27 protein-coding genes and 1 tRNA gene are annotated in these 24,804 nt (G+C 46.5%); 17 read left to right on the top strand and 11 right to left on the bottom strand.

Going from position 1 to position 24,804, the window contains the following annotated elements:
• The first annotated feature begins 51 nt into the window (after positions 1-51).
• Together QZ938_RS10010 and QZ938_RS10005 are read left to right on the top strand one after the other, a co-directional pair.
• Positions 52-1,245, top strand: coding sequence for a family 2 encapsulin nanocompartment cargo protein terpene cyclase (locus QZ938_RS10010; protein ID WP_293351184.1), 1,194 nt, complete (start codon positions 52-54; stop codon positions 1,243-1,245).
• Between the two features lie 81 nt (positions 1,246-1,326).
• Complete coding sequence (locus tag QZ938_RS10005) at positions 1,327-2,730, top strand: family 2B encapsulin nanocompartment shell protein (RefSeq protein WP_293351182.1); 1,404 nt, start codon at positions 1,327-1,329, stop codon at positions 2,728-2,730.
• A 212-nt stretch (positions 2,731-2,942) separates the two neighbouring features.
• On the opposite strand, the gene QZ938_RS10000 is transcribed toward QZ938_RS10005, so the two are convergent.
• Positions 2,943-3,830, bottom strand: coding sequence for a LysR family transcriptional regulator (locus tag QZ938_RS10000; protein WP_293351180.1), 888 nt, complete (start codon positions 3,828-3,830; stop codon positions 2,943-2,945).
• 111 nt (positions 3,831-3,941) lie between these two features.
• Between QZ938_RS10000 and QZ938_RS09995 the strand changes: the two genes are divergently transcribed.
• Both QZ938_RS09995 and QZ938_RS09990 read left to right on the top strand, forming a co-directional pair.
• A complete protein-coding gene (locus QZ938_RS09995) occupies positions 3,942-4,430 on the top strand; it encodes a GNAT family N-acetyltransferase (protein WP_293351178.1) in 489 nt (162 codons plus the stop codon).
• 126 nt (positions 4,431-4,556) lie between these two features.
• The gene (locus tag QZ938_RS09990; protein ID WP_293351176.1) at positions 4,557-5,393 is read left to right on the top strand and encodes a methyltransferase domain-containing protein; all 837 of its coding nucleotides are present in this window, start codon (positions 4,557-4,559) and stop codon (positions 5,391-5,393) included.
• 68 nt (positions 5,394-5,461) lie between these two features.
• On the opposite strand, the gene folD is transcribed toward QZ938_RS09990, so the two are convergent.
• Positions 5,462-6,331: a bifunctional methylenetetrahydrofolate dehydrogenase/methenyltetrahydrofolate cyclohydrolase FolD gene (folD, locus tag QZ938_RS09985; protein ID WP_293351174.1), complete on the bottom strand. Its 870-nt coding sequence runs from the start codon at positions 6,329-6,331 to the stop codon at positions 5,462-5,464.
• Positions 6,332-6,580: 249 nt separating this feature from the next.
• Here folD and QZ938_RS09980 point away from each other — a divergent pair, with 249 nt between their 5' ends.
• A complete protein-coding gene (locus tag QZ938_RS09980) occupies positions 6,581-6,913 on the top strand; it encodes a DNA-binding protein (RefSeq protein WP_293351172.1) in 333 nt (110 codons plus the stop codon).
• 350 nt (positions 6,914-7,263) lie between these two features.
• On the top strand, positions 7,264-7,686 hold the full coding sequence (locus QZ938_RS09975) for an NUDIX hydrolase (protein WP_293351170.1): 423 nt from the start codon (positions 7,264-7,266) through the stop codon (positions 7,684-7,686).
• Positions 7,687-7,827: 141 nt separating this feature from the next.
• Here QZ938_RS09975 and QZ938_RS09970 read toward each other — a convergent pair whose 3' ends face one another.
• A complete protein-coding gene (locus QZ938_RS09970) occupies positions 7,828-8,376 on the bottom strand; it encodes a 3-isopropylmalate dehydratase (protein WP_293351168.1) in 549 nt (182 codons plus the stop codon).
• Positions 8,377-8,556: 180 nt separating this feature from the next.
• Between QZ938_RS09970 and QZ938_RS09965 the strand changes: the two genes are divergently transcribed.
• From QZ938_RS09965 to QZ938_RS09950, 4 genes are all read left to right on the top strand, one after another.
• Positions 8,557-9,426, top strand: coding sequence for a hypothetical protein (locus QZ938_RS09965; RefSeq protein WP_293351166.1), 870 nt, complete (start codon positions 8,557-8,559; stop codon positions 9,424-9,426).
• A 512-nt stretch (positions 9,427-9,938) separates the two neighbouring features.
• A complete protein-coding gene (locus QZ938_RS09960; RefSeq protein ID WP_293351164.1) occupies positions 9,939-10,832 on the top strand; it encodes an RNA-guided endonuclease TnpB family protein in 894 nt (297 codons plus the stop codon).
• Between the two features lie 10 nt (positions 10,833-10,842).
• Entirely contained in the window at positions 10,843-11,025 is a 183-nt protein-coding gene (locus QZ938_RS09955) for a zinc ribbon domain-containing protein (protein WP_363318810.1), read from the top strand.
• Positions 11,026-11,329: 304 nt separating this feature from the next.
• On the top strand, positions 11,330-13,543 hold the full coding sequence (locus QZ938_RS09950) for a GAF domain-containing protein (RefSeq protein ID WP_293351163.1): 2,214 nt from the start codon (positions 11,330-11,332) through the stop codon (positions 13,541-13,543).
• Between the two features lie 334 nt (positions 13,544-13,877).
• Here QZ938_RS09950 and QZ938_RS09945 read toward each other — a convergent pair whose 3' ends face one another.
• A complete protein-coding gene (locus QZ938_RS09945; RefSeq protein ID WP_293145259.1) occupies positions 13,878-14,006 on the bottom strand; it encodes a hypothetical protein in 129 nt (42 codons plus the stop codon).
• An 11-nt stretch (positions 14,007-14,017) separates the two neighbouring features.
• On the opposite strand from QZ938_RS09945, the gene QZ938_RS09940 reads away from it, so the two are divergent.
• From QZ938_RS09940 to QZ938_RS09915, 6 genes are all read left to right on the top strand, one after another.
• A complete protein-coding gene (locus QZ938_RS09940; RefSeq protein WP_293145262.1) occupies positions 14,018-14,245 on the top strand; it encodes a hypothetical protein in 228 nt (75 codons plus the stop codon).
• A gap of 165 nt (positions 14,246-14,410) precedes the next feature.
• Positions 14,411-16,090: an AarF/ABC1/UbiB kinase family protein gene (locus tag QZ938_RS09935; protein WP_293351161.1), complete on the top strand. Its 1,680-nt coding sequence runs from the start codon at positions 14,411-14,413 to the stop codon at positions 16,088-16,090.
• A 207-nt stretch (positions 16,091-16,297) separates the two neighbouring features.
• Positions 16,298-16,657 carry a hypothetical protein gene (locus QZ938_RS09930; RefSeq protein ID WP_293351159.1) on the top strand — a complete coding sequence of 120 codons (360 nt, stop codon included), beginning with the start codon at positions 16,298-16,300 and terminating at the stop codon, positions 16,655-16,657.
• Positions 16,657-17,058 (top strand): HNH endonuclease, encoded by a 402-nt coding sequence (locus QZ938_RS09925; RefSeq protein ID WP_293351157.1) that lies wholly within the window; start codon positions 16,657-16,659, stop codon positions 17,056-17,058. Before QZ938_RS09930 ends, QZ938_RS09925 begins: the two co-directional genes overlap by 1 nt.
• Before the next feature lie 169 nt (positions 17,059-17,227).
• Positions 17,228-17,446, top strand: coding sequence for a hypothetical protein (locus QZ938_RS09920; RefSeq protein WP_293351155.1), 219 nt, complete (start codon positions 17,228-17,230; stop codon positions 17,444-17,446).
• Between the two features lie 2 nt (positions 17,447-17,448).
• Entirely contained in the window at positions 17,449-17,784 is a 336-nt protein-coding gene (locus QZ938_RS09915; protein WP_293351153.1) for a type II toxin-antitoxin system PemK/MazF family toxin, read from the top strand.
• Between the two features lie 102 nt (positions 17,785-17,886).
• Here the strand turns inward: QZ938_RS09915 and QZ938_RS09910 are convergent, their stop codons facing one another.
• The 6 genes from QZ938_RS09910 to QZ938_RS09885 form a co-directional block, all read right to left on the bottom strand.
• Complete coding sequence (locus QZ938_RS09910; protein ID WP_363318807.1) at positions 17,887-18,099, bottom strand: type II toxin-antitoxin system HicB family antitoxin; 213 nt, start codon at positions 18,097-18,099, stop codon at positions 17,887-17,889.
• 284 nt (positions 18,100-18,383) lie between these two features.
• Positions 18,384-19,718 carry a serine/threonine-protein kinase gene (locus tag QZ938_RS09905; RefSeq protein WP_293351151.1) on the bottom strand — a complete coding sequence of 445 codons (1,335 nt, stop codon included), beginning with the start codon at positions 19,716-19,718 and terminating at the stop codon, positions 18,384-18,386.
• Between the two features lie 349 nt (positions 19,719-20,067).
• Positions 20,068-20,457, bottom strand: a complete 390-nt coding sequence (locus QZ938_RS09900) for a hypothetical protein (RefSeq protein ID WP_293351149.1) — start codon at positions 20,455-20,457, stop codon at positions 20,068-20,070.
• Positions 20,436-20,846 (bottom strand): HEPN domain-containing protein, encoded by a 411-nt coding sequence (locus tag QZ938_RS09895; RefSeq protein WP_293351147.1) that lies wholly within the window; start codon positions 20,844-20,846, stop codon positions 20,436-20,438. The genes QZ938_RS09900 and QZ938_RS09895 overlap by 22 nt, the downstream gene beginning before the upstream one ends.
• A gap of 188 nt (positions 20,847-21,034) precedes the next feature.
• Positions 21,035-21,107: transfer RNA gene (locus QZ938_RS09890), tRNA-Glu, on the bottom strand.
• A gap of 91 nt (positions 21,108-21,198) precedes the next feature.
• Entirely contained in the window at positions 21,199-22,245 is a 1,047-nt protein-coding gene (locus QZ938_RS09885) for a M42 family peptidase (protein ID WP_293351145.1), read from the bottom strand.
• Positions 22,246-22,410: 165 nt separating this feature from the next.
• Here QZ938_RS09885 and QZ938_RS09880 point away from each other — a divergent pair, with 165 nt between their 5' ends.
• Entirely contained in the window at positions 22,411-23,157 is a 747-nt protein-coding gene (locus QZ938_RS09880; RefSeq protein ID WP_293145289.1) for an FkbM family methyltransferase, read from the top strand.
• Positions 23,158-23,238: 81 nt separating this feature from the next.
• Here QZ938_RS09880 and QZ938_RS09875 read toward each other — a convergent pair whose 3' ends face one another.
• A complete protein-coding gene (locus tag QZ938_RS09875; protein ID WP_293351144.1) occupies positions 23,239-24,273 on the bottom strand; it encodes a histidine kinase in 1,035 nt (344 codons plus the stop codon).
• Positions 24,274-24,804 lie beyond the last annotated feature (531 nt).

Raw genomic sequence — 24,804 nt, 5'->3', positions numbered from 1 at the left:
TTTCCTCCCAGGTCTGAAGACGCTGGGTTTCCAAGCTCCCGGAGGTTCCACATGAAAGATACCAACCTGGATGATACGAGTACCGCATTTTTATTCGGTCCGACTGGCCTCGGTACATCCGCCGCTCGCTTTGTGAGCGAGCTGGCAAAGGCTGCTCGTGCCGCTAACCTGGAGCCACGGCTGCTCCAGGCAGACCTCGCCCCGGCGGGGGACCTCGATCCGGCCTATGCAGAGAGAGCCTGGGGCGATGGGACTGCCTCGCCGCTCTACTGCCCCATTACCGAGCGATTCAACGAGCCGCTGGCGGACGAGGTCGACGATCGGCTGGCGGCCTGGGCACGGTCGTGCGGGTTCGATGAGGACGAGGTGGAGAAGATTCGCAAGGTACGGTTCGGACGGCTGGTTATGCTGGCCCACCCGGACTGCGACGACCCAGATCGGCTGTTGATCGGTGCCAAGCTGAACATGGCCTGGTGGGCCGCAGACGACTACTACGCTGACGACAGCGAGCTCGGTGCGGATCCAATGTTGCTCCCCCCACGTCTCCTCTTGGCGATGACCGCCATGGACCCGCCACCCCCGGCGGGGGAATTTACCCCACCGCTGGAGGAAGCGATAGCCGAAGAGCGCGTGCTGGTGGCCCTCGGTAGGGGCATCGACTATTTGGGTCAGTACGCCACGCCGGAGCAAGTCCAGCGTACCTGTTACGCCACCTTCTCCATGTTCGTCTCTTGGGGGGCCTACGCGGCGTGGCGCTACACTGGCGAGTACCCGCCAGCTTGGAAGTATCTGGCCGCACGCCAGCACGACAGCTTCTACACCTCCATGACGCTAATCGACCCCATCGGAGGGTACGTCCTCCCAGCGGATCTTTTCTTCGAGCCGCGCGTCCGTCACGCAGCGTTCCTAGCCGGGACGGCTGTCGTCCTTGTCAACGATCTTCTTTCGGTCGCCAAAGATCTGGCAGATAAGCAGCCACCAGTCAACATGGTGCTACAGATTGTGGCGGATCGGGGCTGCTCTATCGAAGAGGCGACGGAGATCACCGTCAAGTTTCACAACGACCTGGTTCATGACTTTCGGGAACGCCACCAGAAGCTCCAGGCAGTGCCCAACGTGGAGCTTCAGCGGTTCCTGCGCGGATTGCGGGGGTGGATGGGCGGCGCGTTCGAATGGCACAACAGCAACCCGCGCTACAAGAACAGCAACAGTACCCCGCAGCTAGATTCACAATCATCAACCTAACCATAGAAGCATAAATGGTTCAACGGGATTTCATATGGTTGAATAAACCAGATCGTGTGTACATAGAAATCGAGGTGAAAGATGACCGAAGACTTTAACCCCAATGGGCAGATGCTAGCAGAGCAGTCGAGCTTGAGTACAGATGCGGCGCGCAAGTTAGCCACAACCGCCAAGACTGCTCCGCAGATGCAGGGCATCAGCTCGCGCTGGATCAGCCGCCTGTTGCCCTGGGTGGATCTGCGCGGCGGCTCCTACCGGGTCAACCAGCGTTTGACCTATGCGCTGGGCGATGGCCGAGTGACATTTACCAATGTGGGGTCCACCATACGAGCGATCCCGCAAGAGTTGCGCGAAATGGCCCTGTTGCGCGAGTTTGACGAGGAAATGGTGTTGAACACGTTGGCAGATCGCTTTGTGCAGCAGGAGTTTCAACCCGGTGATGTGCTGGTGGAAAAGGGAACCCCCGCCGACCAGATTGTGCTGATTGCCCACGGCAAGGTCAGCAAGATCGGTACGGGCAAGTATGGCGATGAGGTGGAGCTTGCGGTGTTGGCCGATGGCGACCACTTCACCTACCAGGCTATCATGGAATCCGGCGATCTCTGGGACTTCACCATGAAGGCGGTTACGCGCTGCACGGTGTTGGTGCTGACGCAGCGGGCGTTTGAAGAGGTGGTGGCTTCCTCTGAATCGCTGCAAGCCCACATCGAAGAATTCAAAGCCCGCCCGCCAAAAGCCCAAGATGCACACGGTCAGGCCGCCATTGCGTTAGCTGCCGGTCATACAGGCGAACCCGTGCTGCCCACGACCTTTGTCGATTACGAGACCTCTCCGCGCGAATACGAGTTGAGCCTGGTGCAGACGGTGCTGCGTGTCCATACCCGCGTTGCCGATCTCTACAACGAGCCAATGAACCAGATCGAACAACAGCTCAAATTGACTGTGCATGAGTTGCGCGAGCGCCAGGAGTACGAATTGGTCAATAATCAAGAGTTCGGCCTGCTGCACAACGCCGACCTCAGCCAACGCTTCCCCACCCGCAACGGCCCGCCTCACCCGGATGACATAGACGAGCTGATCGCCCGGCGGCGCAATTCACAGTACATTTTTGCCCACCCGCGTGCCATCGCCGCCTTTGCGCGTCAGTGCAACAGAATGGGTCTCTACCTGGAAAGTATCGATGTCGGTGGAAACCGCATTCCGGCCTGGCGCGGCATCCCCATCTATCCCTGTGGCAAAATCCCCATCGACAGAACGACCCAGACCACGTCGATCATCGTCATGCGTACCGGTGAGGACAATCAGGGCGTGGTGGGTCTTCAGCCTGCGGAGTTGCCCGATCAATATGAGCCAGGGTTGAACGTGCGCTTTATGGGCATCAACGAAAAGGCCATCATCTCCTATCTGGTCAGCAACTACTTCTCCGCCGCTATCCTTGTCCCCGACGCTGTCGGCATTCTCGAGGATGTCGAGATCGGGCGGTAGGAGGTCGGTAGGACAGAACGATAGAGAAGCAGTAATGACGGCTAAAAAATTAGTTGGCATTGCTTAATCAGGGTATGAAAATGGATAACTTGAAAATTCAGAAGATTGACTGACTGGCTTGTTTCATTTTTTCACGTTGAGTCGTTCATACCGTAAATCAGCAACGCCAGAAATATTATACTATGGCTAAAGTGATGAAACAGCGCTAATCCCTAATATTGAAGACTTGACAAGTCTCTGGCTGTCTGCAAAAACCGCTGCACCGCTGGCGTGGGAGTGTTGCGCCAAATTAGGGCGATCGCCACTATGCAGGTTGATTCTGGCAAAGATTTGTAAACAACCCCAGTGCGCTGGAAGTTTTGCATTGATGCGGGGACGATCGCCACCCCCATCTCGGCGGCTACCAAGCTGATAATTGTCTGCATTTGAATCGCTTCTTGACCGGCGATCGGGCTAAAACCGGCTTGCTGACACAGACTGACGATCGGATCGTACAATCCTGGAGCTAGGGAACGGGGAAATAGTATGAAAGGTTCGGCAGAAAGTTCGTGCAATTCTACAACAGCGCGATCGGCTAAATAATGCGTTTCTGGCAGCGCCACGATCAAAGGTTCTCGAAAAACGATTTCGGAATTTATGCCATCTTCCTCGATCGGAGGGCGCACGAAGCCGATATCAATGCGCCCTTCCCGCAGTCGCTGCAATTGTTCGTTAGTTGTAAGTTCGTGCAGTTCGAGCTTGACGGCGGGACACCGAGTGCGAAACGCCTGCAAGATGGCTGGAACTACATTGTGCGCGGCGGAGCTCACAAAGCCTACAGTGAGTTGGCCGAGTTCGCCCCGACTTGTCTGTTTGCCGAGTTGAATTGCGCGATCGACTTGTAGCAGAATTTTCTGTGATTCCTCAAAAAAAACCTGTCCCGCTTCCGTTAGCATAACAGTCCGCTTGGTGCGACGAAAAAGTTGAAAGCCCAACTCTGCCTCCAAATGCTGAATTTGTTGGCTTAGCGGAGGTTGAGCCATGTGCAGTCTTTCCGCTGCGCGAGTGAAATTCAGTTCCTCCGCAACGGCAATAAAGTAACGCAAATGTCGCAGTTCCATAGCTTCTCAATCATTAATATTTTAAAAGTATAAGTTGTCATTCAAAAAGATATTGGACATTAATGATGGCATTTAATACAGTGATTAATAGTCGAAGTTGAGATTTAAACAATGGCTAATTTGGATATAAAAATTAGAGAAGCCGAACTTGCAGACTTGGAACTAATTCTGACTTTTATCGCGCAAAAAAGCGAATTCGATGGATCGAAAACTTTTTTTGCAGCAACCACCGATCGATTGCAGCAAGCTTTATTTAGTCAACCTCCGCTAGTGCGGGTAGTATTTGCTGAAGTTGCAGGCACTGCGGTAGGATTTGCGATGTTTTATGCTACCTATTCAAGTTTGTTGACTCAGCCTTGTCTGTGGCTTGATGATTTATTTGTGCAAGCTCCCATGCGCGGTATGGGAGTGGGTACAGCTTTGTTGAAACATTTGGCACAAGTTGCTGAATCGAATAATTGCGGGCGAATTGAATGGACTGTTAATGCGAAGAATGCAGCGGGAGTTGCTTTTTATGAAAAGCAGGGAGCGCGGATTTTGGAAAATATTAGGGTTTGCAGGATTGATGAAAATGCGATCGCGGAACTCGCTAGCAAATAATTCGCTCGCTTTTGGGAAGGAAGATTTTTTTTACCGCAGAGAACACAGAGAACACAGAGAGAGAAGAAAGGTTTGGAGTAGTTATGATACAAGATTCTTGGAATACGGCTCTCTACGAACAGCTCTGTGAAGGAGGTTTTTTTTACCGCAGAGAACACAGAGAACACAGAGAGAGAAGAAAGGTTTGGAGTAGTTATGATGACACAAGATTCTTGGAATACGGATCTATACGAACAGCAACACGCTTTTGTTTGGCAGTACGGCGAATCGCTTTTGGAGTTACTCGCTCCGCAGGCGGGAGAAAGAATTCTGGATTTGGGCTGCGGGACGGGACAGTTAACTGCAAAGATTGCTGAAAGTGGTGCTTTTGTGCGAGGTATTGATTCTTCTTTGGCGATGATTTCTACGGCTCAATCTAATTATCCTCACATTGATTTTGCGGCTGCGGATGCGAGAAATTTTCAAGTGGAAGAGCCGTTAGATGCTGTGTTTTCTAATGCGGTTTTGCACTGGATTAAGCAGCCGGATGCTGCGATCGCTTGTGTGGAAAAAGCGCTGAAGCCGGGAGGGCGTTTTGTGGCTGAGTTTGGCGGTAAGGGGAATGTGGGGACGATCGCCCGCGCGCTTTTGAATGTTTTGTCGGAAATTGGCTGCGAGGAGCCTGAATCGCTTAATCCTTGGTATTTTCCGAGTATCGGCGAGTATGCTCTGCTTCTGGAAAACCACGGTTTTGATGTCAGTTATGCGGTTTTGTTCGATCGCCCGACTCCCCTAGAATGTGGCACCGCTGGTATGGTAAATTGGATTGAGATGTTTGCTGGCGGGTTTTTGTCGGGTTTGTCGCCGGAAGTGCGATCGCACGTAATTCGTACAGTTGAAGAACATTTGCTGCCTGTCCTTTACCGCGATGGTAATTGGAGTGCAGATTATCGCCGAATTCGCGTTGTTGCTGTCAAGAAATAGCCGTAGGGTGCGTCGCGATCGACAATCTTCAACTACGATATAAAATCTCACGGCGACGCACCCTACTTCTACTTGATGCTATAACTAGAAACCGTATTTTCCAACAACATAGCAACAGTCATCGGCCCGATTCCTCCGGGTACTGGTGTTATAAATTCGGCTACTGTTTTAACCGCATCAAAATCTACATCTCCAGCCAAACGGCTAGTACCGTCTGGATTGACGACGCGGTTAATACCAACATCAATTACTACTGCTCCCGGTTTAACCATATTAGCTGCAATCATTTCGGTGCGGCCGACAGCAGCAATTAAAATATCGGCTTGGCTGGTAATTGATTCTAGGTTTTGCGATCGCGAATGAGCTACAGTAACAGTGCAATCGGCTTCTAACAGCATCAGCGCCATCGGTTTACCCACCAAAATACTGCGTCCCAAAACAACAGCATTTTTTCCTTTCAAATCAATCTGGTATTCTTGCAACAGTCGCATCACTCCTGCGGGAGTACAACTGCGTAAACCTTGCTCGCCCCGCACCAAGCGGCCTAAATTTACAGGATGAAGTCCGTCAGCATCTTTGTCGGGGGCAATTTGGTACAGCAGCGAAATTGCATCTAGGTTTTCTGGTAGCGGAAGTTGTACTAAAATGCCGTCTACTCGATCGTCCTCGTTGAGCGCATGAATTGCAAGTTCGAGTTCCGCTTGAGTCGCGTTTGCTGGATAATGCTGGCCAAAGGAAGCTATGCCAACTTTAGCGCAGGCTCGCTCTTTGTTGCGGACGTAAGCCGCGCTGGCTGGGTTGTCTCCCACCATTAGCACCGCAAGTCCCGGAGGACGCCCAATCTGGGGCTGTAGGGCGCGGACTCGATCGCTCAGCTCGCTTTGAATCTTTGTTGCTAAAGCTTTGCCATCTAGTATTTGAGCAGTTTTGGCATCCATTGTAGACTAAGGGTTAGGGGCTGACGAGTTTAAATTTTAGCTTAACTGCCGTCAAGGACTACACTAGAGAAATTTCTGACTTGCGATCGATTCTAAGGATTCTGTTAGAGTAAGTCGTATCACAATCTCAAATCTCTAATCATTTGACAAATGACTACTATAATTCAGCAAGTTTGGATTCAAAGATACTCCATAGGTTCTTTATTGCTAATACTGACTAGCGGTTTGCTCAGTTGTGGCAATGTACCTATGTCTCAACTCCATCTCGGTTTGAATGTTGCTAGCATTGGCGACATTCAACAAAAGCGGCAAGTTGATGGTGAAGTTTATCTCCGAGGAAAGGTGGAAAATCGCGCTCCGTTTGTGGGGAATGCGGCTTATCAAATTCAAGACGGTACTGGTAAGATTTGGATTTTAACTAAGCAAGCTTTGCCTAAGCTTGGCGATGAAGTGTTGCTCAAGGGAGAAGTCCGCTTTAAGAGTATCACCGTGAAGGAATTGGCAGGCAAGGATTTAGGTGAAGTTTATATTGAGGAAATGGAACAATTAAATCGCACTCCAGCGGCTGATAAAGCAAAATAACTACACGCTAATTTTTTTTCAATAATTAAGTACCTGTATTTCATGAAAATCCAAGGTTTGTAGTTGCGCTTGAGCGCTTTTGCTTTGGTTATTTGTGCTGAAACGCGATCGAGTTTATGAGCTTTTTCCTTTATTTTACAGTTTAGGATGAAACAAAGTTTCGACCGGGGCGAGTTTAGAAGCTTCTTCGTTTTTATTATTATAGATTTGGGTGAACCTCTCTCTAGTCAAACTTCTTCCCTTGACTAATGAGTGATGCTGTGCGCGAGTTCTTAAGCTCGCAAAACATGACTTCTTCCCTCTTCCCTCTTCCCTCTTCCCTCTTCCCTCTTCCCTCTTCCTTCTTCCTTATGACTCAAATTCACGTGGCGATCGCAATTTTACACAAAGACGGCAAGTTTCTCTGCCAGTTACGGGACGATATTCCGAATATCAGGTATCCCGGACATTGGGCTTTGTTTGGCGGACACTTGGAACCGGGAGAAACTGCCCAAGTGGCTCTGCTGCGGGAATTAGTAGAGGAAATTGGCTATGCTCCTGCAACTGTTTCTTTTTTCTGTCGCGATGTCGAAGGAGATATTGTGCGCCACGTATTTCACTCACAACTTACTGCGGATGTCAACGATTTAGTTTTGCAAGAGGGTTGGGATATGCAGTTGTTGACAGTGGACGATATTCGGGCTGGTAAATGCTATTCTGAAAAGTCTGGAGATGTGCGACCTTTTGGCATTCCTCACCAACGGATTTTATTGAATTTTATCGAGTCGATTTGAGACTCTACTTATAAGTTGTCCCTGATTTTTGAAATTCTTGTGGGGCGGGCTAGAAGCTCACCCCAAAGGTAAAAACTAAATGCACAATAGCTTAGTCGTAAGGGGCGCAGTACGCACCCTAGATTTCAGGTTTTTTAACAGCTAAGAACGAGCCGCAATCATTCCCGTCTGCCGTGCGTAGGCAAATAGCCCTCCGGCATCAATTACCGGCCCGACATCTCCTAAAGGCTTGAGGGAGTAAGTCAGGTTTTGAGTGTGGTTGATAATTCGATCGCCCTCAAAGTCGATCGTCACTTCTTGCCCTGTTACAAATGAGTCGCAAAGTCGATCGACCGATTCGATCGGATACAATTCGCCAGTCGCCGAGCAATTGCGAAAGAAAATCCGCGCGTAAGACAAGGCTACCACTGCTGTGACGCCCGCAGCCCCCAGAGCGATCGGAGCGTGCTCCCGCGAAGAACCGCAACCAAAATTTTCGCCCGCAATGATAATCGGATACCGGGTTTTGGTTTCGCCGGCTTCCATAAACTTGCCGTAGCGATCGGGCAACCCAATCATCGCATAACTGCCTAGTTTCTCGTACTCGTCCGGCTTCGAGGGAACCAAGGTCAGGTATTCGGCTGGGATAATTTGATCTGTATCGATGTTGTCATCTAAAACAAAAATTTGACCGCTAATTACTTTACCCATAGTTTATTTCCTGTTGTCTCGCTCAATTCTGTGGCGATCGTGTTAAGTGGGATCCGGTATGCAAGATTTGCATCTGTTAATTTTAACCTGGCACTGTCAGTGATAACGTGTATAGGTAAAAATTAGATCCGAGACTTTGGATTAACAATTAACAGATTGCGAAGCGTCAATTATAGTGTTATGGCGAATCAAATAGATGACATTGCTCGGCAAGCTCGCGAGGGCTCCGTTGCATCGATTATTCAAATCCTTAACGACCAACTGGCACACGTAGGTGTCAGAGCTAGAGCCGTGTTTGCTTCTGGCATACTGCAACTGCTGTGCGAAGCTGCAACACCCCAACTGCTCGAACAGTCTAGTTTGGTCGATCGCATCCGAGAAATTTTGGAGAATCTCTCGCCCCGCAATATTCGCCGAGTCAACATCAACAGCCGGCTGGTGCGAGAACACCAACTGCTGTGGCTCGAAGAAATTAGCCGCGATCCAGAAAATCAATTGCTGTGGTCTCAAGAAATTAAACTCAGAAAGCCGAACTTGTTCAAGCGTTTGGCCGCCGCCCATCACGAACGCCAAGCTGAAGAGCGGGCTTTGCCGAGAATCGCTGCTCCTCGATCGATGCAGCAACCGCGACAATTTAAGCGCGGTATCGTCGGCGGCGTCAGCTTGAGCGTGTTGTTGCTGGTTGCGGTGGCCGCCATCTACAAAGGACTCAATTCCCCAGTGCCAAACAGCACAGCCGCCACCACCCAAGCAGTTGCCAGTCCCAGTTCCTCAGAAGCAACACCTGCTGTCAAAACTTCTAAGGAAAATGCTAATTCTGCTGCTGACTCTTTTTCCCAAGCAGTGCGGGTGGCAGAGCAAGCAGCCACCCAGGGCAAAACCGCTCAATCTCGCGAAAATTGGTTAGTAGTGGCTGCTAAGTGGCAGCAAGCTTCGGATTTGATGGCCGCCGTACCTTCAAATCATCCCCGCTATGCAACGGCTGTTAACCGGACGGTACTTTATCGCCAAAATAGCGATCGAGCCCAACAGGAAGCACAAAATAAGTAAGCAGGGAAGTCCCATAAATTTAACAATAGAACTAGCCCAGCGTTTCTAGAACTTGCGATCGATGAGTAGTCGAGCAAAAACTTCGTAACTCTCAGATCGATCCTGAGGGAGGATTTTTTAATTTTTCATTTTTGCGATCGGCGTCACTCGATCGCATGATTTATATCACAATAAAATTTTATCAGGATCACAAACTTAAATAAGAAACATCAGAGAGTTAGGAGAGAGGTGTCACGAAGCGGTCTCAAGAAAAGCTTCATAACTCAGAACAGTCAAAATTAGTGGAAATGGAATTTATCCTCATCTGCTCAAGGGTGCTAAAGTTCATCCCGCACAGATCCAAGGGCTAGAAACTGTAACTAGATTGTTAGACAAAGCTGCCCATATGCGCCCGATCGTGGGTAGCTTTTGTCTTCTGTTAGGTTTTCCATACTTGCTGCGGTGTCTGATATTGGTCACAATAAGACAGTGCAAGCAAGAAATATATGCCGTGCTCCAAATAAAGGAATGCCATGCTACTCGGATTTAAAACCGAATTAAAACTCAATGCCCGACAGCGAATACTGCTAGCCAAACATTGCGGGGTAGCGCGTCACGCTTGGAATTGGGGACTGTGGTTGACTAAAAACATTCTCGACCACAATCAAGCAAACCCCAAGGAAAAACTCAAATTTCCCACAGCTATTGACCTGCACAAACTGTTAGTAGCTATGGTTAAATCAGAGAATGCTTGGTATTACGGGTGCAGCAAATCTACACCGCAGAGCGCATTAATAGCATTGCGAGAAGCATGGAAGCGGTGTTTTAAAAAGACTGCTGGGGTACCGAAGTTTAAGAGAAAAGGACGGCGAGATTCTTTCACGTTGGAAGGGACAGTTAAAATAAGCGGGAGTAACAAAATCCAAGTTCCTGTAATTGGCGTCCTCAAGACTTATGAAAGGCTACCACAAGTATCAACCAAGTCTTGCGCGATATCCCGTATTGCCGACAGGTGGTTTATCAGTTTCAGATTTGATGTAGAACAGGAAGAGTCATGCCAAACAGATATTGTAGGAGTTGACCTCGGTATTAAAGCATTGGCTACTCTATCGACAGGTGAAGTAGTTATCGGTGCTAAATCCTACAAAAAATATGCAGCAAAACTCTCAAGGATGCAATGGTTGAGTCGTCATAAAGTCATCGGTTCGAGCAATGGTCAAAAAGCACAAGTCAAGATAGCTAGACTGCATAGAAAGATAGCTAACATCCGTAAAGATACGTTGCACAAACTAACGACATTACTTGCCAAAAACCACGGTGTAATAGTCATAGAGGATTTGAATGTATCTGGGATGATGGCTAATCATAAACTAGCTGCATCGGTTGCTGATATGGGTTTCTTTGAGTTCCGCCGCCAGTTAACCTAGAGCGTGCAAGTTGTACGGTTCAAAGTTGGTAATAGTTGACCGTTGGTTCCCAAGCTCAAAAACCTGTTCTAATTGTGGAACCAAAAAAGACACACTTTTTCTTTCGGAACGGGTGTTTGAGTGCAGCCATTGCGGCAAAGTCATTGACCGTGACTTGAACGCAGCAATTAATTTGTCAAAAACCGTCAGTTAGGCGGAGTTAGCCTGCGGACTGGACCAGTGCCGACACTACCAGGATGAAACAGGAAGTAAGCTTTAAAGTCCAGCTTTGTATAAAGTTGGGTAGCTTTGGGTAAGTCTTATGTAGCGGTAGAAAACAGCAAAATAGAACTCGGTCGGATCTGAGTAAGTCTTTTACAGATTTAGTTACCCGCCGACGGGCTGCGCCAACGCAGAAAGCAGGCTCATAACAGTCCAACCGACTGTTATATATAGGTTCTATATATGCAGCACGAATCTGCTTAAACATCATTAAAAAAAAGAAAGACTTCGTTGCCATGATCGATTACCAGGGAAATCAAGACTTTACTCCGATCGACCAATCGCCTTCAGAGTCTCGCACTTTGCATCTACCACAAATGGCAGAACCAGTATCAGTCCAAAAATTTCTGGATCGTCTTATGCAGTACCAGGTCGATCCTGCCCTTGTCGGGCGGCAAATTTACCAAATTCTCGCGACCAAAATCGATCGAGAAATCCTGCTGCTACAAATAGCAAAAACTTTGGGGGTTGCTTGTGGGGTAGATTTCTGTTTGGTTGCTGCTGTAGCTGACCAGAAAGTAGTAATTCCGAATGCTTGCTGGCTTCAGAAGAGCGATCTGCCAAACGCTGCGGATGCAAGTAAGATACCCGAAGACTCCCAAAGCACAAAATTAGAATCGCCTAGCATATCGCTCGAACATCCTGTTTTCGCAAACCTGCTAGCAGACGGCGAGATAGTAGGGATCTCCGACTATCTTGATACTCCTTTGACAGCTTCATCGCCCAATTCCCCTGTGACACCGCTGCCTTGTCGGGCAATTTTGGCAGCGCCTGCGCGATTTGGAGGGGCTGTAAATGGGACGATCGTTCTTGGTAAGTTGCAACCTCACGAGTGGTCAGCAACGGATCGCCAGCGCTTAGAAGCAGCATCAGAGGCGATCGGTATCGCGATTGCTCACCTTCAAAAAACTCAAGAAATTGCCAGTTTAAACGAACAGTTACAGCAACAAGCTAAATACAAAAATCTACTCAGGTCAGTTGCTATTGCGATCGACACCTGTTCAGAAGTCGATCGAATTTTGCAGCAAGTTATTGAAAATACCGTCAATACCTTGCAAGTAGATAGAGGTCAAATACTGCTGTTCAAAGATACAGACTCCCCCGCAACAAAAGCCTCCGTCAATCAAACTCCCAAAGCCAAAATAGTATTAATTGGTGAATCTGCACCGACCAAAAATGAAAGTAAACCAGCAATAGAACCAAAAGATTCTGGGAAACAAAGCTCGAAAGCCAAATCCAAAACCCAGGCAAAAAGTGCTAATTCCAAATCCAAAAGTTCTAACTCCAAACAAAATAACTCTCCCACTTTTTGGCTGTCGGAATCTAATTTGTGCGATCGAGCATTCCAGAGCGCACCCCAACCTCTCGCCCTTGCTGACGCCAGCGAATTAATCGACAAGGAACAAGAGGGAGCCGCAGAAATCTTGAAACTCCAAGGTATTCGGGGGTTGCTGGTAATTCCCATCATGCACGCAAGCAGACAGGAAATTGTCTTAGGGTTCTTGGTTTTGCAGCACTCCGAGCCGCGCCCTTGGAACCCTGAAGAATTAGAAATTCTGGAATCAGTCTGCGCTCAAGCGAGCAGGGCGATTATTCAAACTCAGATATTCAAGGAAGTGCAAACCCAAGTCCAAAAAAGAGATGCTGAGTTGGAAGAAAGTATCAACGTGCAGGAGAAACTGCACGAACAATCTGCCAATCAACTAGAGCAACTACGCAAATTGAAGCTGATTAAAGACGAGTTTATCGACAATGTTAGTCACGAGTTGCGTACCCCTTTAACAATCATGAATCTGGCAATTCTGATGCTCAAACAGGCCGAACAGCCATCAGCAAGTCGGGCTAATTATCTCGACATTCTAGAGCAGCATTGTGCTAAGGAAGCCGCCCTGGTTCAGGATTTGCTAACCTTCAAGCAATTTGAGCGTCAGCCACTTCCTCTTTATCCAGTCAACATCGATCTCAACCTTTTAATTAAAGATTTAGTTGTGGATTTTGAGAAAAAGTGGGCGGATAAGGGATTGACTCTGAAGGTGGATGTGCCGAAGTTTACCCCTTCCTTGGAAAGCGACCCGGACAGTCTTAAGCGGGTGCTACTGGAACTGCTGACGAATGCTGGAAAATACTCGGCTTCTGAAACAACGGTAGTTTTTCAGGCGTCTGAGGTAGCCAGCGATATTGTCCTAAGTGTGTCTAATTTCGGGCGTGGCATTCCTGATGCTGATTTGCCCCACATCTTTGAAAAATTCCGTCGCGGTACTGGCATTACCAACAAAGCGATCGCCGGTACGGGTTTGGGTCTAGCCCTGGTAAAGTCTTTAGTGCAGCACTTGAATGGTACTATTGATGTGTCTAGTTGTCCGGCAGAAAGTTCTGAATCTGACGAGTTGTGCCGCACATCTTTTACTGTGACTTTGCCAAAAATTCCAGCGGAACTATTGAATCTATAATAGTTGGGTTGAGAAGCAGTCCTGAATTGCCAGCAGGTTTGTAGTGCGGACTTCAGTCCGCATAATGCTACAAACAGGTTTGTAGTGCGGACTTCAGTCCGCATAATGCTACAAACAGGTTTGTAGTGCGGACTTCAGTCCGCATAATGCTACAAACTTTTATTGTTATGGTAATTAGTCGGACATCATATTAGTAGTTGTGCTGGCAGAAACTGATAAAATTATAGTTGTAATAATTATCATTTTTTGATTGGATACTTCGTAAAAAATTAAGATATTTTAAATCCAATAGATTTGCAAAAAGGTAATATAAAATAGGTTGAAATTAGTGTATTTACGCGATGATAAAGGGGTAAATTAGGGGTGTTTTGAGGGCGAAGTCTGATAAGTTGAACAGCAAATTTAAAGTAATTAGTTGGTGGGAACCCACCAACAAAATCAGTTCGGCTCGATCGCTCAACATTTGATAAATTTATGACCAACATGAAAAACATCTGCCAAAAACTTGCCGTCGCAGCAGCCAGCGGTGCGATCGGTTTTGCAGCCCTTGAAGCGCTCCCTGCCAAAGCAGCTTCGTTCGCACTGGGAAATTCCACTACCCCACTATTGATTGAATTTTCTGGTAATGTAACGCTCGATGCGGTAAATCAAGCGTCCATGGGACTTGACGCGCTTGATTCATTCCAAGCCAAATTCTGCTAAAGAGGGCAGGCACGGGGGCACTGCCCCTACAACTGTCAACTGTTGAAGGTGTTTGGCTGCAAGTAAATTCCGTTATTTGTCGGGTATTTCTATCTGAGCCGATCGCTTGCTGCAATTTCCAGTTAAAATCGTTGCGGTGCACTTCAATAGATCGCGACGAATATTATGCTCACAAAAGCAGCACCTAAACTCCTGCGTTGGCAACGTTCTAAATATTCGCCGCTGGCACGACAAATAGACGTTTTTGCTGCGACGGTAAAGTTTATGTTTTTTTTGTGGTGGGATGGACTGCTGCAAGATAAGTCTGCTCATACTAGAAGAATTCGCGCCCATTGGTTGGTCAATACTTTGCTGGATTTGGGCCCGACTTTTATTAAAATCGGGCAGTCTCTCTCGACTCGCGCGGATTTGCTGCCGCTGGAGTATGTCAAGGAGTTGGAACAGTTGCAGGATCGGGTTCCTGAGTTTAGTTCCGAAGAGGCGATCGCCCTTGTAGAATCTGAGTTAGGCAAAGATATTTACGCTTTGTACCGCGATTTTGACCCGTTGCCCATTGCCGCAGCGAGTCTGGGACAGGTGCACAAGGCGAGGCTGCACACCGGGGAAGATGTGATTGTGAAGGTGCAGCGCCCGGGTTTGGAAAGATTATTCGATTTGGATGTGAAGGCGGTGCGCCAAGTAATGCGTTTGTGCGATCGCTATTTGCCTGGGACGCGCAAGTACGACCTAGAATCTCTTTATCATGAGTTTTTTAAGATTTTATATCAAGAGATTGACTACGTGCAAGAAGGTAAAAATTCCGATCGCTTCAGCCATAATTTTCAAGAATATCCTCAGATTATTGTCCCGAAAGTCTACTGGCAGTACACGACTAAAAAAGTGCTGACTTTAGAATACGCGCCAGGGATTAAGGTAGATGATAGGATTAGTTTAGAGGCGATTGGAGTAGATATTACGAAGCTCAATCAACTCGGAATTTCCTGTTACTTAAAGCAGTTGTTAATTGACGGTTTTTTCCAAGCTGACCCGCATCCGGGAAATTTGGCGGTGACAGAAGATGGTAGCTTAATATTTTACGATTTTGGGATGATGGCAGAGGTGAAGTCTCTGGCTAAGGACGAAATGGTCAAGACTTTTTTTGCTGTGCTGAGAAAGGATACCGATCGGGTACTCGATACTTTAATTGCGATCGGCTTAGTGGAGCAGATGCCGGATATGATGCCGGTACGCAGGCTGATTGCTTTTCTGCTGGATAAGTTTATTGATAAGCCGATCGACTTTCAAGCATTCAATGAAATCAAGAACGAACTGTACATCATGTTCGAGCAACAACCCTTTCGCTTACCAGCAGAAATGATGTTTATTGTCAAGTCGTTGACGACTCTCGACGGGATTGCCAGAACTCTCGACCCTCACTACAATTTCCTATTATGCGCTCAGCCTTTTGTCAAGAGTATTGCGGTGAGTAAAGGACGGAAAAATGCGATCGCAGAATTGGCTGTCCAAGCACGAAATTTTATTACATATAAATTGCAGCAACCTAGTAAGGCGGAAGTTTTTCTGAAGCGTTTGGAGAGTCGAATCGAAGATGGGGAGTTGCAAATTCGAGTCCGCAATATCGAGAGCGATCGCGCCCTGAAACGCATTAACCTAGCGCTAAAAACTCTGATTTTTGCCTGTATGGCGGGTTTTGGGGCGCTGACGGGTGCAGTGCTGCTGGTGGGCGGATATCAAACGGGGGCGATCGTAGCTTTTGGTGTGTCGGGAGGCGTTGGGTTGTTGGTGCTGCGTGCTTTGCTAGACTTGCTGGTGAGGGAAAAGGTCGATCGAATGGTCGAAAAATAAATATAGCGGTTCTCACAAAGATCGGGTACGTTGTTGGGCTTCAGCCCTCTTAGCCTAAGTGGTTATATAAGCTGTCAGTCATACCTCATCTTTTTGATTGAGAAAAGCCGTACTTGGTAATTGCGTTCATCGAGCTACGAGCGATAGACTTAGCTATAATTATAGGCAATCAGTTATACTAAATTAGTAACTAACTTGCGATCGGATATGACTGCGGTAACTATCCTGCCTGTAATTAATACCAACGGTGAGAAATCCTATCGCGCTATTGCGGGCGATCGGCAATCTGTCGGTCAAACTGCGGGTCAAGCTTTAGATGCTTTGACTTCTTTGTTAGGCGAAACAGACTTCAGCGCATTAATAGTCATTCAAAGGTTTAATCCTGACGAATTATTTACTATACAGCAACAAAAACAATTATCAGAGTTAATGAATTTGTGGCGTACAGCGCGCGATCGAGGACAAAATCTTTCTCCCCAACAACAAGCGGAATTAGAAAGTCTTGTCGAAGCTGAACTGAAAGCTGCTACTATTCGGACAGAAGTTCTCGTACAACAATCGAGCTGATGAATCCTAACTACAATTTAGTAGCAGATCGTGCTGCTCATCGTTGCGAATATTGCCGCGCACCTGAAATCGTATTTAACTTTCCTTTCGAGATTGAACATATTATTCCACTTTATCGAGGCGGTAATAATGAGATTTCAAACTTAGCATTAGCTTGTCGCTCTTGCAATCTGCGGAAAGGAACTAATACAAGCGGAATTGATTCTACATCTAATACAGAAGTTTCGCTGTTTCACCCAAGAGAAAATAGGTGGGAAGAGAATTTTCAAGTGCAAGCTGAGTCAGGTGCGATCGCAGGAATGACACCAGTAGGTAGAGTAACAGTTACAGCTTTGGGAATGAATTCTCAATCACAGTTAATAGCGCGACAACTATGGATTCGTTTAGGTTTATTTCCGTAACTTTGCGGAGCGCGGGTAATCAAACTGCCAATATCAGTTAAAGTTGGCATAGGTAAATCTGTGGTTAAAAATTAGAATTTGAGTATAGCATAAATTTATTAATTTTTGAGCTATAATCAAATCAACCTGCCCTAAGTGTTCCAGAAGATAAGAAGCAGGAGTATTTGGTATGTCAACTACTGTTCGAGAAGTTTACGATCGCGTTCTGTCTACCCTTTCACCAAAGGATAGACTGCGCTTGGCAACTCTTATTCTCAACGATTTGGTGCAGCAAAATCTATCGGTTGTCGATGAAAGCGAGACTTGGACTGAAGAAGATAAACTCGATATAACGGCGTTTTCTTTGCAGTACGCAGCCACCATTTTTCCTGAAAATGAGGTGATGTAATAGTGTCTTTTAATCCTGGTGATGTGGTAACAGTAGATTTTCCAGGTGTCACTGGCATTAAACGTCGTCCGGCTGTAATTCTATCATCAGTTACCTATAACACAACCCGCCGCGATGTAATAGCTGGACTCCTGACTACACAGACAACTGCTTTAGCCGTAACTGATTATATACTCCAAGATTGGGCAACAGCAGGTTTACGAGTCGCTTCGGTTTTTCGCAGTTTTATTGTCACTCTACCGCCATCTTCCAACTTAGTTCTAATCGGTCATCTTTCGGAACGTGACTGGAAGGAGGTTCGTGCTTGTTTGAAAGTCGCTCTTGCGGATTTGGAATGATATAGTTGTTACTGTTGGACGAAGAAGTGTTCGACAATATCCTCTTTAGAGTAGATTATAATTGAATTTTGCCGACTTTAATTTATAAAATATTTTGCCCTACTACCGTGCTTCTACATACTCACAGAGAGTAGTTGGTTCGGGAATGGGTAAACCCTCCTCTCGCAATCCTTCTAAGTGAAATTCGATCGCTTCTTTAATTTGCTGCTGTACTTCCGCAAGACTAGCGCCTGTGGCTGCACATCCGGGTAAATCGGGTGCATAAGCTGAATAGTTATTGGGTGTTTTTTCAATGACAATGGCATAACGCATCATTTAGTCTCGACTTTAGAGTTGATTAGGACTTACGCACTCACCAAAGAAACCGGGTTTTTACCGAATTTGCTGGCTACAATCAAATATTTCGTAAAAAACCCGGTTTCTGAGCCCCAAACAGTTTGTGTTGGCCAATTGCTACGATCCGAATTTCGCGAGTCTGTTGTTTGAAGAGTGATATCAAGGCGTAGCAGGTAATGAAATGACCAAAAGCCGATAACTTCGTAGAAAAAGGTTCTCACAAAAAGACTTGACAAGGGGCTGAAATCGCTATAGATTACAGCTTACAGCTCTCGATGCGAGAGAAGAACGCACCCCCAACCCCAAACTACCTTTTCTGCACCATCTAACAATATTACCGTAGGCCCCATTACAATATTATCATTCGTCCAACAAAACGGGAGGTGGCCTACTGGTGCTTGTTTATTAAAGGTTAGGTCTCTTTTATTCAACCAACTTCCTCCTTTTCTCCAACCGACACGATCGCCCAGCTTGCATTCACTCTCATAATCAACTTTACCGCCTACTTCCAACCAGATTTTTTTCTGGACGCTAAAGCCAAAACGACCCTGACTGTATTTTACCCACAATTGGTCGATCGTTCGCAAATCATCGCAAGGAAAATTCTCGATGGATTCCTTTGTAAAATAGCCTTCCTTCTCCCGTCTAGCAGCTTTCAACATCACCTTGAGTGTTTCCTCATCCGCCTCTTGCCACTTCCCCGCAGCCAATAAATCCCCCAGACGAGTATAGTCAACACCCATCGCTGATTTAAGCTGTACCGAAACACCGGCAACCGTTGACGGAATTGGTTCCCGCAGATAACTCAACCAATCTTGCATCGACTGCGGCCGCTTTTGCGCTTCGGATGCCATCCCTTTTTCTATTGCTAAACTCACCCAATCTTGCACCCCAAAATTTTTCGCAGGTGGCAATGCTTCATTTCTAAAATGCCGATTGAGGGAAGCTGTTGGCGCTTTTCCCGTTACCGCATAATACAACGATGCAGCTAAAGCATAAATATCAACCGTTGGTTTACCACTGCCTTCAATATGCTGTTCCCAAGGAGCAAAAGCAGGGTTATGAGGATGTCTGCTACTAATAACAGTCGGCATTAATTCATTTGCCAGCCCAAAATCAATTAACACTGCTTGCCCGTTGGGACGCAACATAATATTACCTGGATGGGCATCTCGATGGACAATTCCTGCTTGGTGAACCTCGCTTAATGCTTCTCCAATTTGGCGGATAATTGCCACTGCTTCTGTATCCGGGAGTCTGCCTTGTTGCCGTACAGTATTATATAAACTTTCCCCGACGATTAAATCCATTACCAAACAGTGAAGGCCTCTTTCCTCAAACAAATCGCTAATGCGGACAATTCCAGGATGGGCGTTTTGGCAAAATTTGGCTAAGATTTGCCCTTCGCGGATAAATCTGCGGACAAAGTTGGGATATTCCGGGTCATTTTGCAAACTCAGATTCGGCGTTTTGAGAACAACTTGATAGTTAAGTTGCAAGTGTGTGGCTTTGTAAGTCATGCCAAATCCCCCCATTCCGAGGATGGTGTCAATGCGGAAAGGGCGAGTTTTGAGGATTTGTCCGGGCGTCCACAGCATGGCAGGTTGTTTAAATTCTCTCTAATTGCTAATTATGATAAGCTGTCTCGCCTTTAAAAAGCAATGAACAGGAAGCAATAACAGGATTTACCGACTCCGACAAAGAAACCGGGTTTTTACCGAATTTGTCGATTTTCATCCTGGATTTTCGACAAAAACCCGGTTTCTGGCCGCCCGCAAACCAAAGAAACCGGGTTTTTTACCGAATTTGCGAGTTTCAACGCGTCTTCTCAGCCAAAACCCGGTTTCTGGGCTCATGCGTAAAGCTTTTAAGTTAAATTACAAAGTTTCTACATACTCGCACAGAATTATCTCGATCGCTCTTGTAGCTATCCCTCCTTAGCTATTTTTACTTGATTTGATAAATGTAAGCATCATCAATGTACCTATGATTGATGCTTTGATTCGTTATCCGTCTTCCTGAGAAACTTGATTTGAAACGTTGTTGTAACTCACGCAATCCCTGAATTAATTTATCTTTGACGCTGACTGCGACAAGGGCTGTCCAATCAATTTTTAACTCAGGTTCTACCTCACGAAAGACTGATAGTATTGCGTGGTAAGTTTTAAGTGGGCCTTTCTTATCGTATAAAGGTGAGGTGAGCATCAATCGCCAGCTTTCCGGTTCTGGTGCGTAGATCCAGAGCGCAGAATCAACTGATAAACCTGCTGCATTAAGAGCGTCTATTAGTCTTTGACCTTCTTCTATTTCTTGACTTACCAATGTTGCTGTACCCATTGTAAAATTCCGTGATTGGGGTCGGTAATTGCTGAGTAAATATCCAGGGCTTTTTGTCGGTCATGTTTTTTGTAACGGCTTTCTTCTGACCAATCTTTAACAACTACCCATGCAGTTAAAAAGTCTACATCTCTTAGCAGAGTTTTTAATTCTGCATCAAGTTTAGCAACTTTAACAAGTTTTTCTAAATCGTGGGTGTAACTGTCGAAAACAGTTTTTTTGTCAGGAAAGTCGAATTTCCTGGTTTGTTTTGCAATGCAAGCTTTTAAAGCGCATTCTATGACATAACCGCTGAGATAATAAGCACCAGAGTATTGACGATTTTGGAGCAGCACTTCTACTTCTTTAAGTCGAGTGAGTGCGATGTTTTGTAAATCTCGCCTATTCAAAAATTTAGCTTACCTCCATGAAATCAGCAAGAAGACCGGGCGGTTGAAACCGCGTCTGGATTTACAATTATCCAATACGAGAGGAAGTTCAACCCACCAAATGCAAAAATGATACCTAGCGTGTGGGTTGGGCTTGTTGCCTTTACCAGTTGCTAGATATCATTTTGATATCACAGTTAAATTTTCAATACCCCCAGGGGAATTCGAATCCCCGTCGCATCCGTGAAAGGGATGTGTCCTAGGCCTCTAGACGATGGGGGCGCGTTTTGCGTTGCGTTTGCTTGTGTTCCGCACCTTTATTACCTTAACTAATCTTTCTGAATTTGTCAACTACTTTGCGAAAGTTTTTTTTCTAGTCGTCCGAAAGTTGCTCGCAGTAGGCTTTGAGGATGGCGGCGCAATTGCCGATCGCCCCCAAGTGAGCAATTTCAAACCCGTGCGTATTCTGCGTGGGGAAACTCAAACAAGCGGCGCGGGCCACATGACCGAATTTCATGGCGATCGAAGCATCGCTACCAAAACCGCTAATCCCCGCCAACTGCACCTCGACGCCCGCTGTGGAGGCTGCTGCGCGCAATTGGCCATTCAATCCTTCATCGTAGACTCCGTAGCCGTCCTGAACCAGCAACACCGGGTTTTCGCCATCTGCGATCGGGTATTCCGGCGCGATCGGGCAAATTTCCAAAGCAATCAGCGCGTCCAACGGCTGGCGCTGCGTGAAATACAAAGCCCCGATCGCCCCAACTTCCTCCTTCGCCGACGCCACCAAATAAACATCCACCGCAGGCTCTTTCAAACATTCCGCCAGAGCCAGCAAAATCGCCACTGAAGCCTTGTTGTCCAGGGTATAGCTCGCGATCCAATCTTTTAACCGGAGCGGCTGTTTGCGATGCTTTCCCACCACCATCCGCGTGCCCGGCCGAATCCCAGCCTCGGCTAATTCCTCGGTAGTACACTTGGTTTCGATCCAGGCATTTTCCCACTTGACAGCAGCATCTTCCTGCTGAGCTTTTTGAGGAGATTCGTGAGAAACGTGGCGACTTCCAAAGCTGAGAATGCCACTAATTGTTTGCTTGTCGCCCAATAAATCGACGACGCCTTCGCCGTAAACCCAAGGAAAGGCGCCGCCCAACCTGCGGACTTCGACGCGGCCCCGATCGCCTATTGTTTTAACTAGGGCGCCAATTTCGTCTTTGTGGGCGGTAATGGCGATCGACTTTTCTCGATTGCGCCCGGGAATTAGGGCGATCGCATTATCCGCGCGATCGATCCAAGCATTCACTCCCAGGGCTGCGAATTTTTCCATCAACCGCTGGTTAATTTCTGACTCCATACCGCTGGGGGAGTGCAGCATGACTAATTCTTCGATTGTTTGAAATAGGCGATCGAACTCTAACATTTTTGATTCCCGGATTTGGGAGCGTATTTTGACATATATTAAAGCAGATTTTTTCTGGGTAGGAATCGTATTTTCTGAAGTGAATCTAATTTTTTTTGAACCGCAGAGGGCGCAGAGGGCGCAGAGAGCGTTATTATAAAAATGATTTTTTTTTAATATTCTTCTATGCTTGTCAATAAAATACTGCAACTTTTGCAACGTAAAATCCGCGCCCAAAAGTTAGGTATAGAATTCAAGAGGGTTGCTAGCTTTAATTTGCCCGGTAATTTAATTGTGCAAGGAAATCGCCAACAAGTAAACTTGCCGGAGGAGAAAGGCATGGATGGAGAATTTATTGAAGTGCTTTTAGATGACTGTTACGGAGTGGAACAATTATCTGAATCGCTGATGAAAGTTCTCGATATCGGGGCGAATGTCGGGTTGTTTCCGATCGCCGCCCGGAATCGATTTCCTCAAGCTGTAATTCACGCCTACGAAGCTAATCCAAACTTAGAAATTTACCTCAAACATCAATCTGAAATTGCCAATTTTACCTATTTTATGGAGGCTGTGGGAGCCGAAGATGGTAGAGTAGTTCTGGATATTCGGGAAGTATCGGGAAAAACGCGATCGCGCGTCAGCGAAAACGGCGATGTACCGATGGTATCGTTGAAAAGGGCGATCGATCGCATTGGCGGCAGCGTCGATTTAGCCAAAGTAGACTGCGAAGGTGCAGAATGGCTGTTATTTGAAGACCGAGATTCTTGGCAACTCGTGCAAAACCTGTCTTTAGAATATCACTTGTGGTCTGGTCACACTCACGTCGAAACCCGACAAGTTATTGAAAATTTAGGATTTCGGGTTACAAAGCAAACGCCAATAGATAAATGGTACGGCTCGATCTTAGCATCCCGAACCCCCAACCCTAAATAACGTTCGTAGTGAGGACTTCAGTCCTCAGACTTTTATGAGGACTGAAGTCCTCACTACGAACCAATTTTAACATAGCTTGGATTAAATCTGTTCTTCACCTTGATTAAAACTGTGCATTCCTTGATTTTCCTCGACACGCACAATAGCATCTCCGGGAGTATTGATGATGCCTTTGAATGATTCTTGACTTGCTTGCAAAGCTTGTTCCTTGTTTTTGCGATCGGCAAGTTCGCGCTGCAACTTATCAATTATCCGTTCAAAACGAGCTGCTTGCCTGAGCATTTCCTGTTCCGAAAAATCCAGCAATTGAATCAAACTAGCAACTTGATGTTCCAATAATTGATTTTCGTAAGCATTGTGAGATTGCACAATATTTGCCGATGTTTTTGAATTATTAAAAACATCTTTTTCGTCAGATAAAGACAGAGCCGTTTTGACACTAAGTGCAAAATGTTTAAACAATTGAGCTGTGCTAGGGGGAATTTTTACTTTAAGGAAAATCACTACAGTAAACAAACTTCCCGATCGCAACAGTCCCCCAAATGCCAAGACAGACTTGACTTTGTACGGGATAATTAAGGAATCTTGTTCGGGAATAAAGGGGCTACCTTTTGCCTCGGATACGTGAAAAATATTTAATACTGCTGGTTCTAATTGCAGAAACCTTTCTCCCTCGATGCCGAGGACTGTAGGAATATCTAAACCGAACTGTCTGATGGTTTCCGAAATCGCCGGTATTTTGGCTACTACTTCGGTGCTAACTAAGGGAATAGCTGTATTTTCTACTGCTGTGTGCCGAGAATTCCACTGCGGTTCTATGCCTGCGGTTGCTAGTAGAGTCCAGCATTTTATGTCGGCGGCAGGGGATTTGCCATTCATTAAGCGGCGGGCGGATTGTTGCAATGAGTCTTCTAATTCCCCGTAGGGATGAGTTTTGAACAAACGCACCAAAACACAGCTATTTTCTCCTGTTTGCGAATCGCAAAAATGTTGGTAAATATACTTGACAATTTTCTGGCTGCTGGCTTCCATACTAGCAGAATTTCTACCGAACTGGCGCAGGACTAAACTGCATTTCGCGATATCTTGTGGGGTAAATAGGGTAATATCGTACATTAGAAAACGCTCTCCCAGACTCAAACACTCTTTTTCATTTATCCTTAAGTCTGTTACTCCATCCGGAATCCTACTGAGAGTTTTTCCAAGTCTTAGTTAAAATATGTACAAAGTTTGCCAGCCAAATGTAGCGCTTGTTTGGCAGGATACAGAAATTAAGACGAATCAAGAGTAATACAAAAAATCTATTCCGCAGCGCGCACCGCGCACAGAGAGGCTGATGTATGATTTATGGCGTTTGCAAGGATTTGTGGCGGTGACTCGGGCAGAGAAATTAAAGTAGCGAGACTTTTCTACCAGAGTCAGGATGATAATCTAACAGGTTTGTAGTGAGGACTTCAGTCCTCAGAAAAAGAAGGACTGAAGTCCTCACTACGAACCTTTTTTGGATTTCAGTTTTCAGGAAAAGAAGGACTGAAGTCCTCACTACGAACCTTTTTTGGATTTCAGTTTTCAGGAAAAGAAGGACTGAAGTCCTCACTACGAACCTTTTTTGGATTTCAGTTTTCAGGAAAAGAAGGACTGAAGTCC

The organism is Microcoleus sp. CAWBG27, from assembly GCF_020883145.1.
In the GTDB taxonomy this organism is placed as follows: domain Bacteria; phylum Cyanobacteriota; class Cyanobacteriia; order Cyanobacteriales; family Microcoleaceae; genus Microcoleus.
This window is presented reverse-complemented; position numbering and strand designations above follow the sequence as displayed.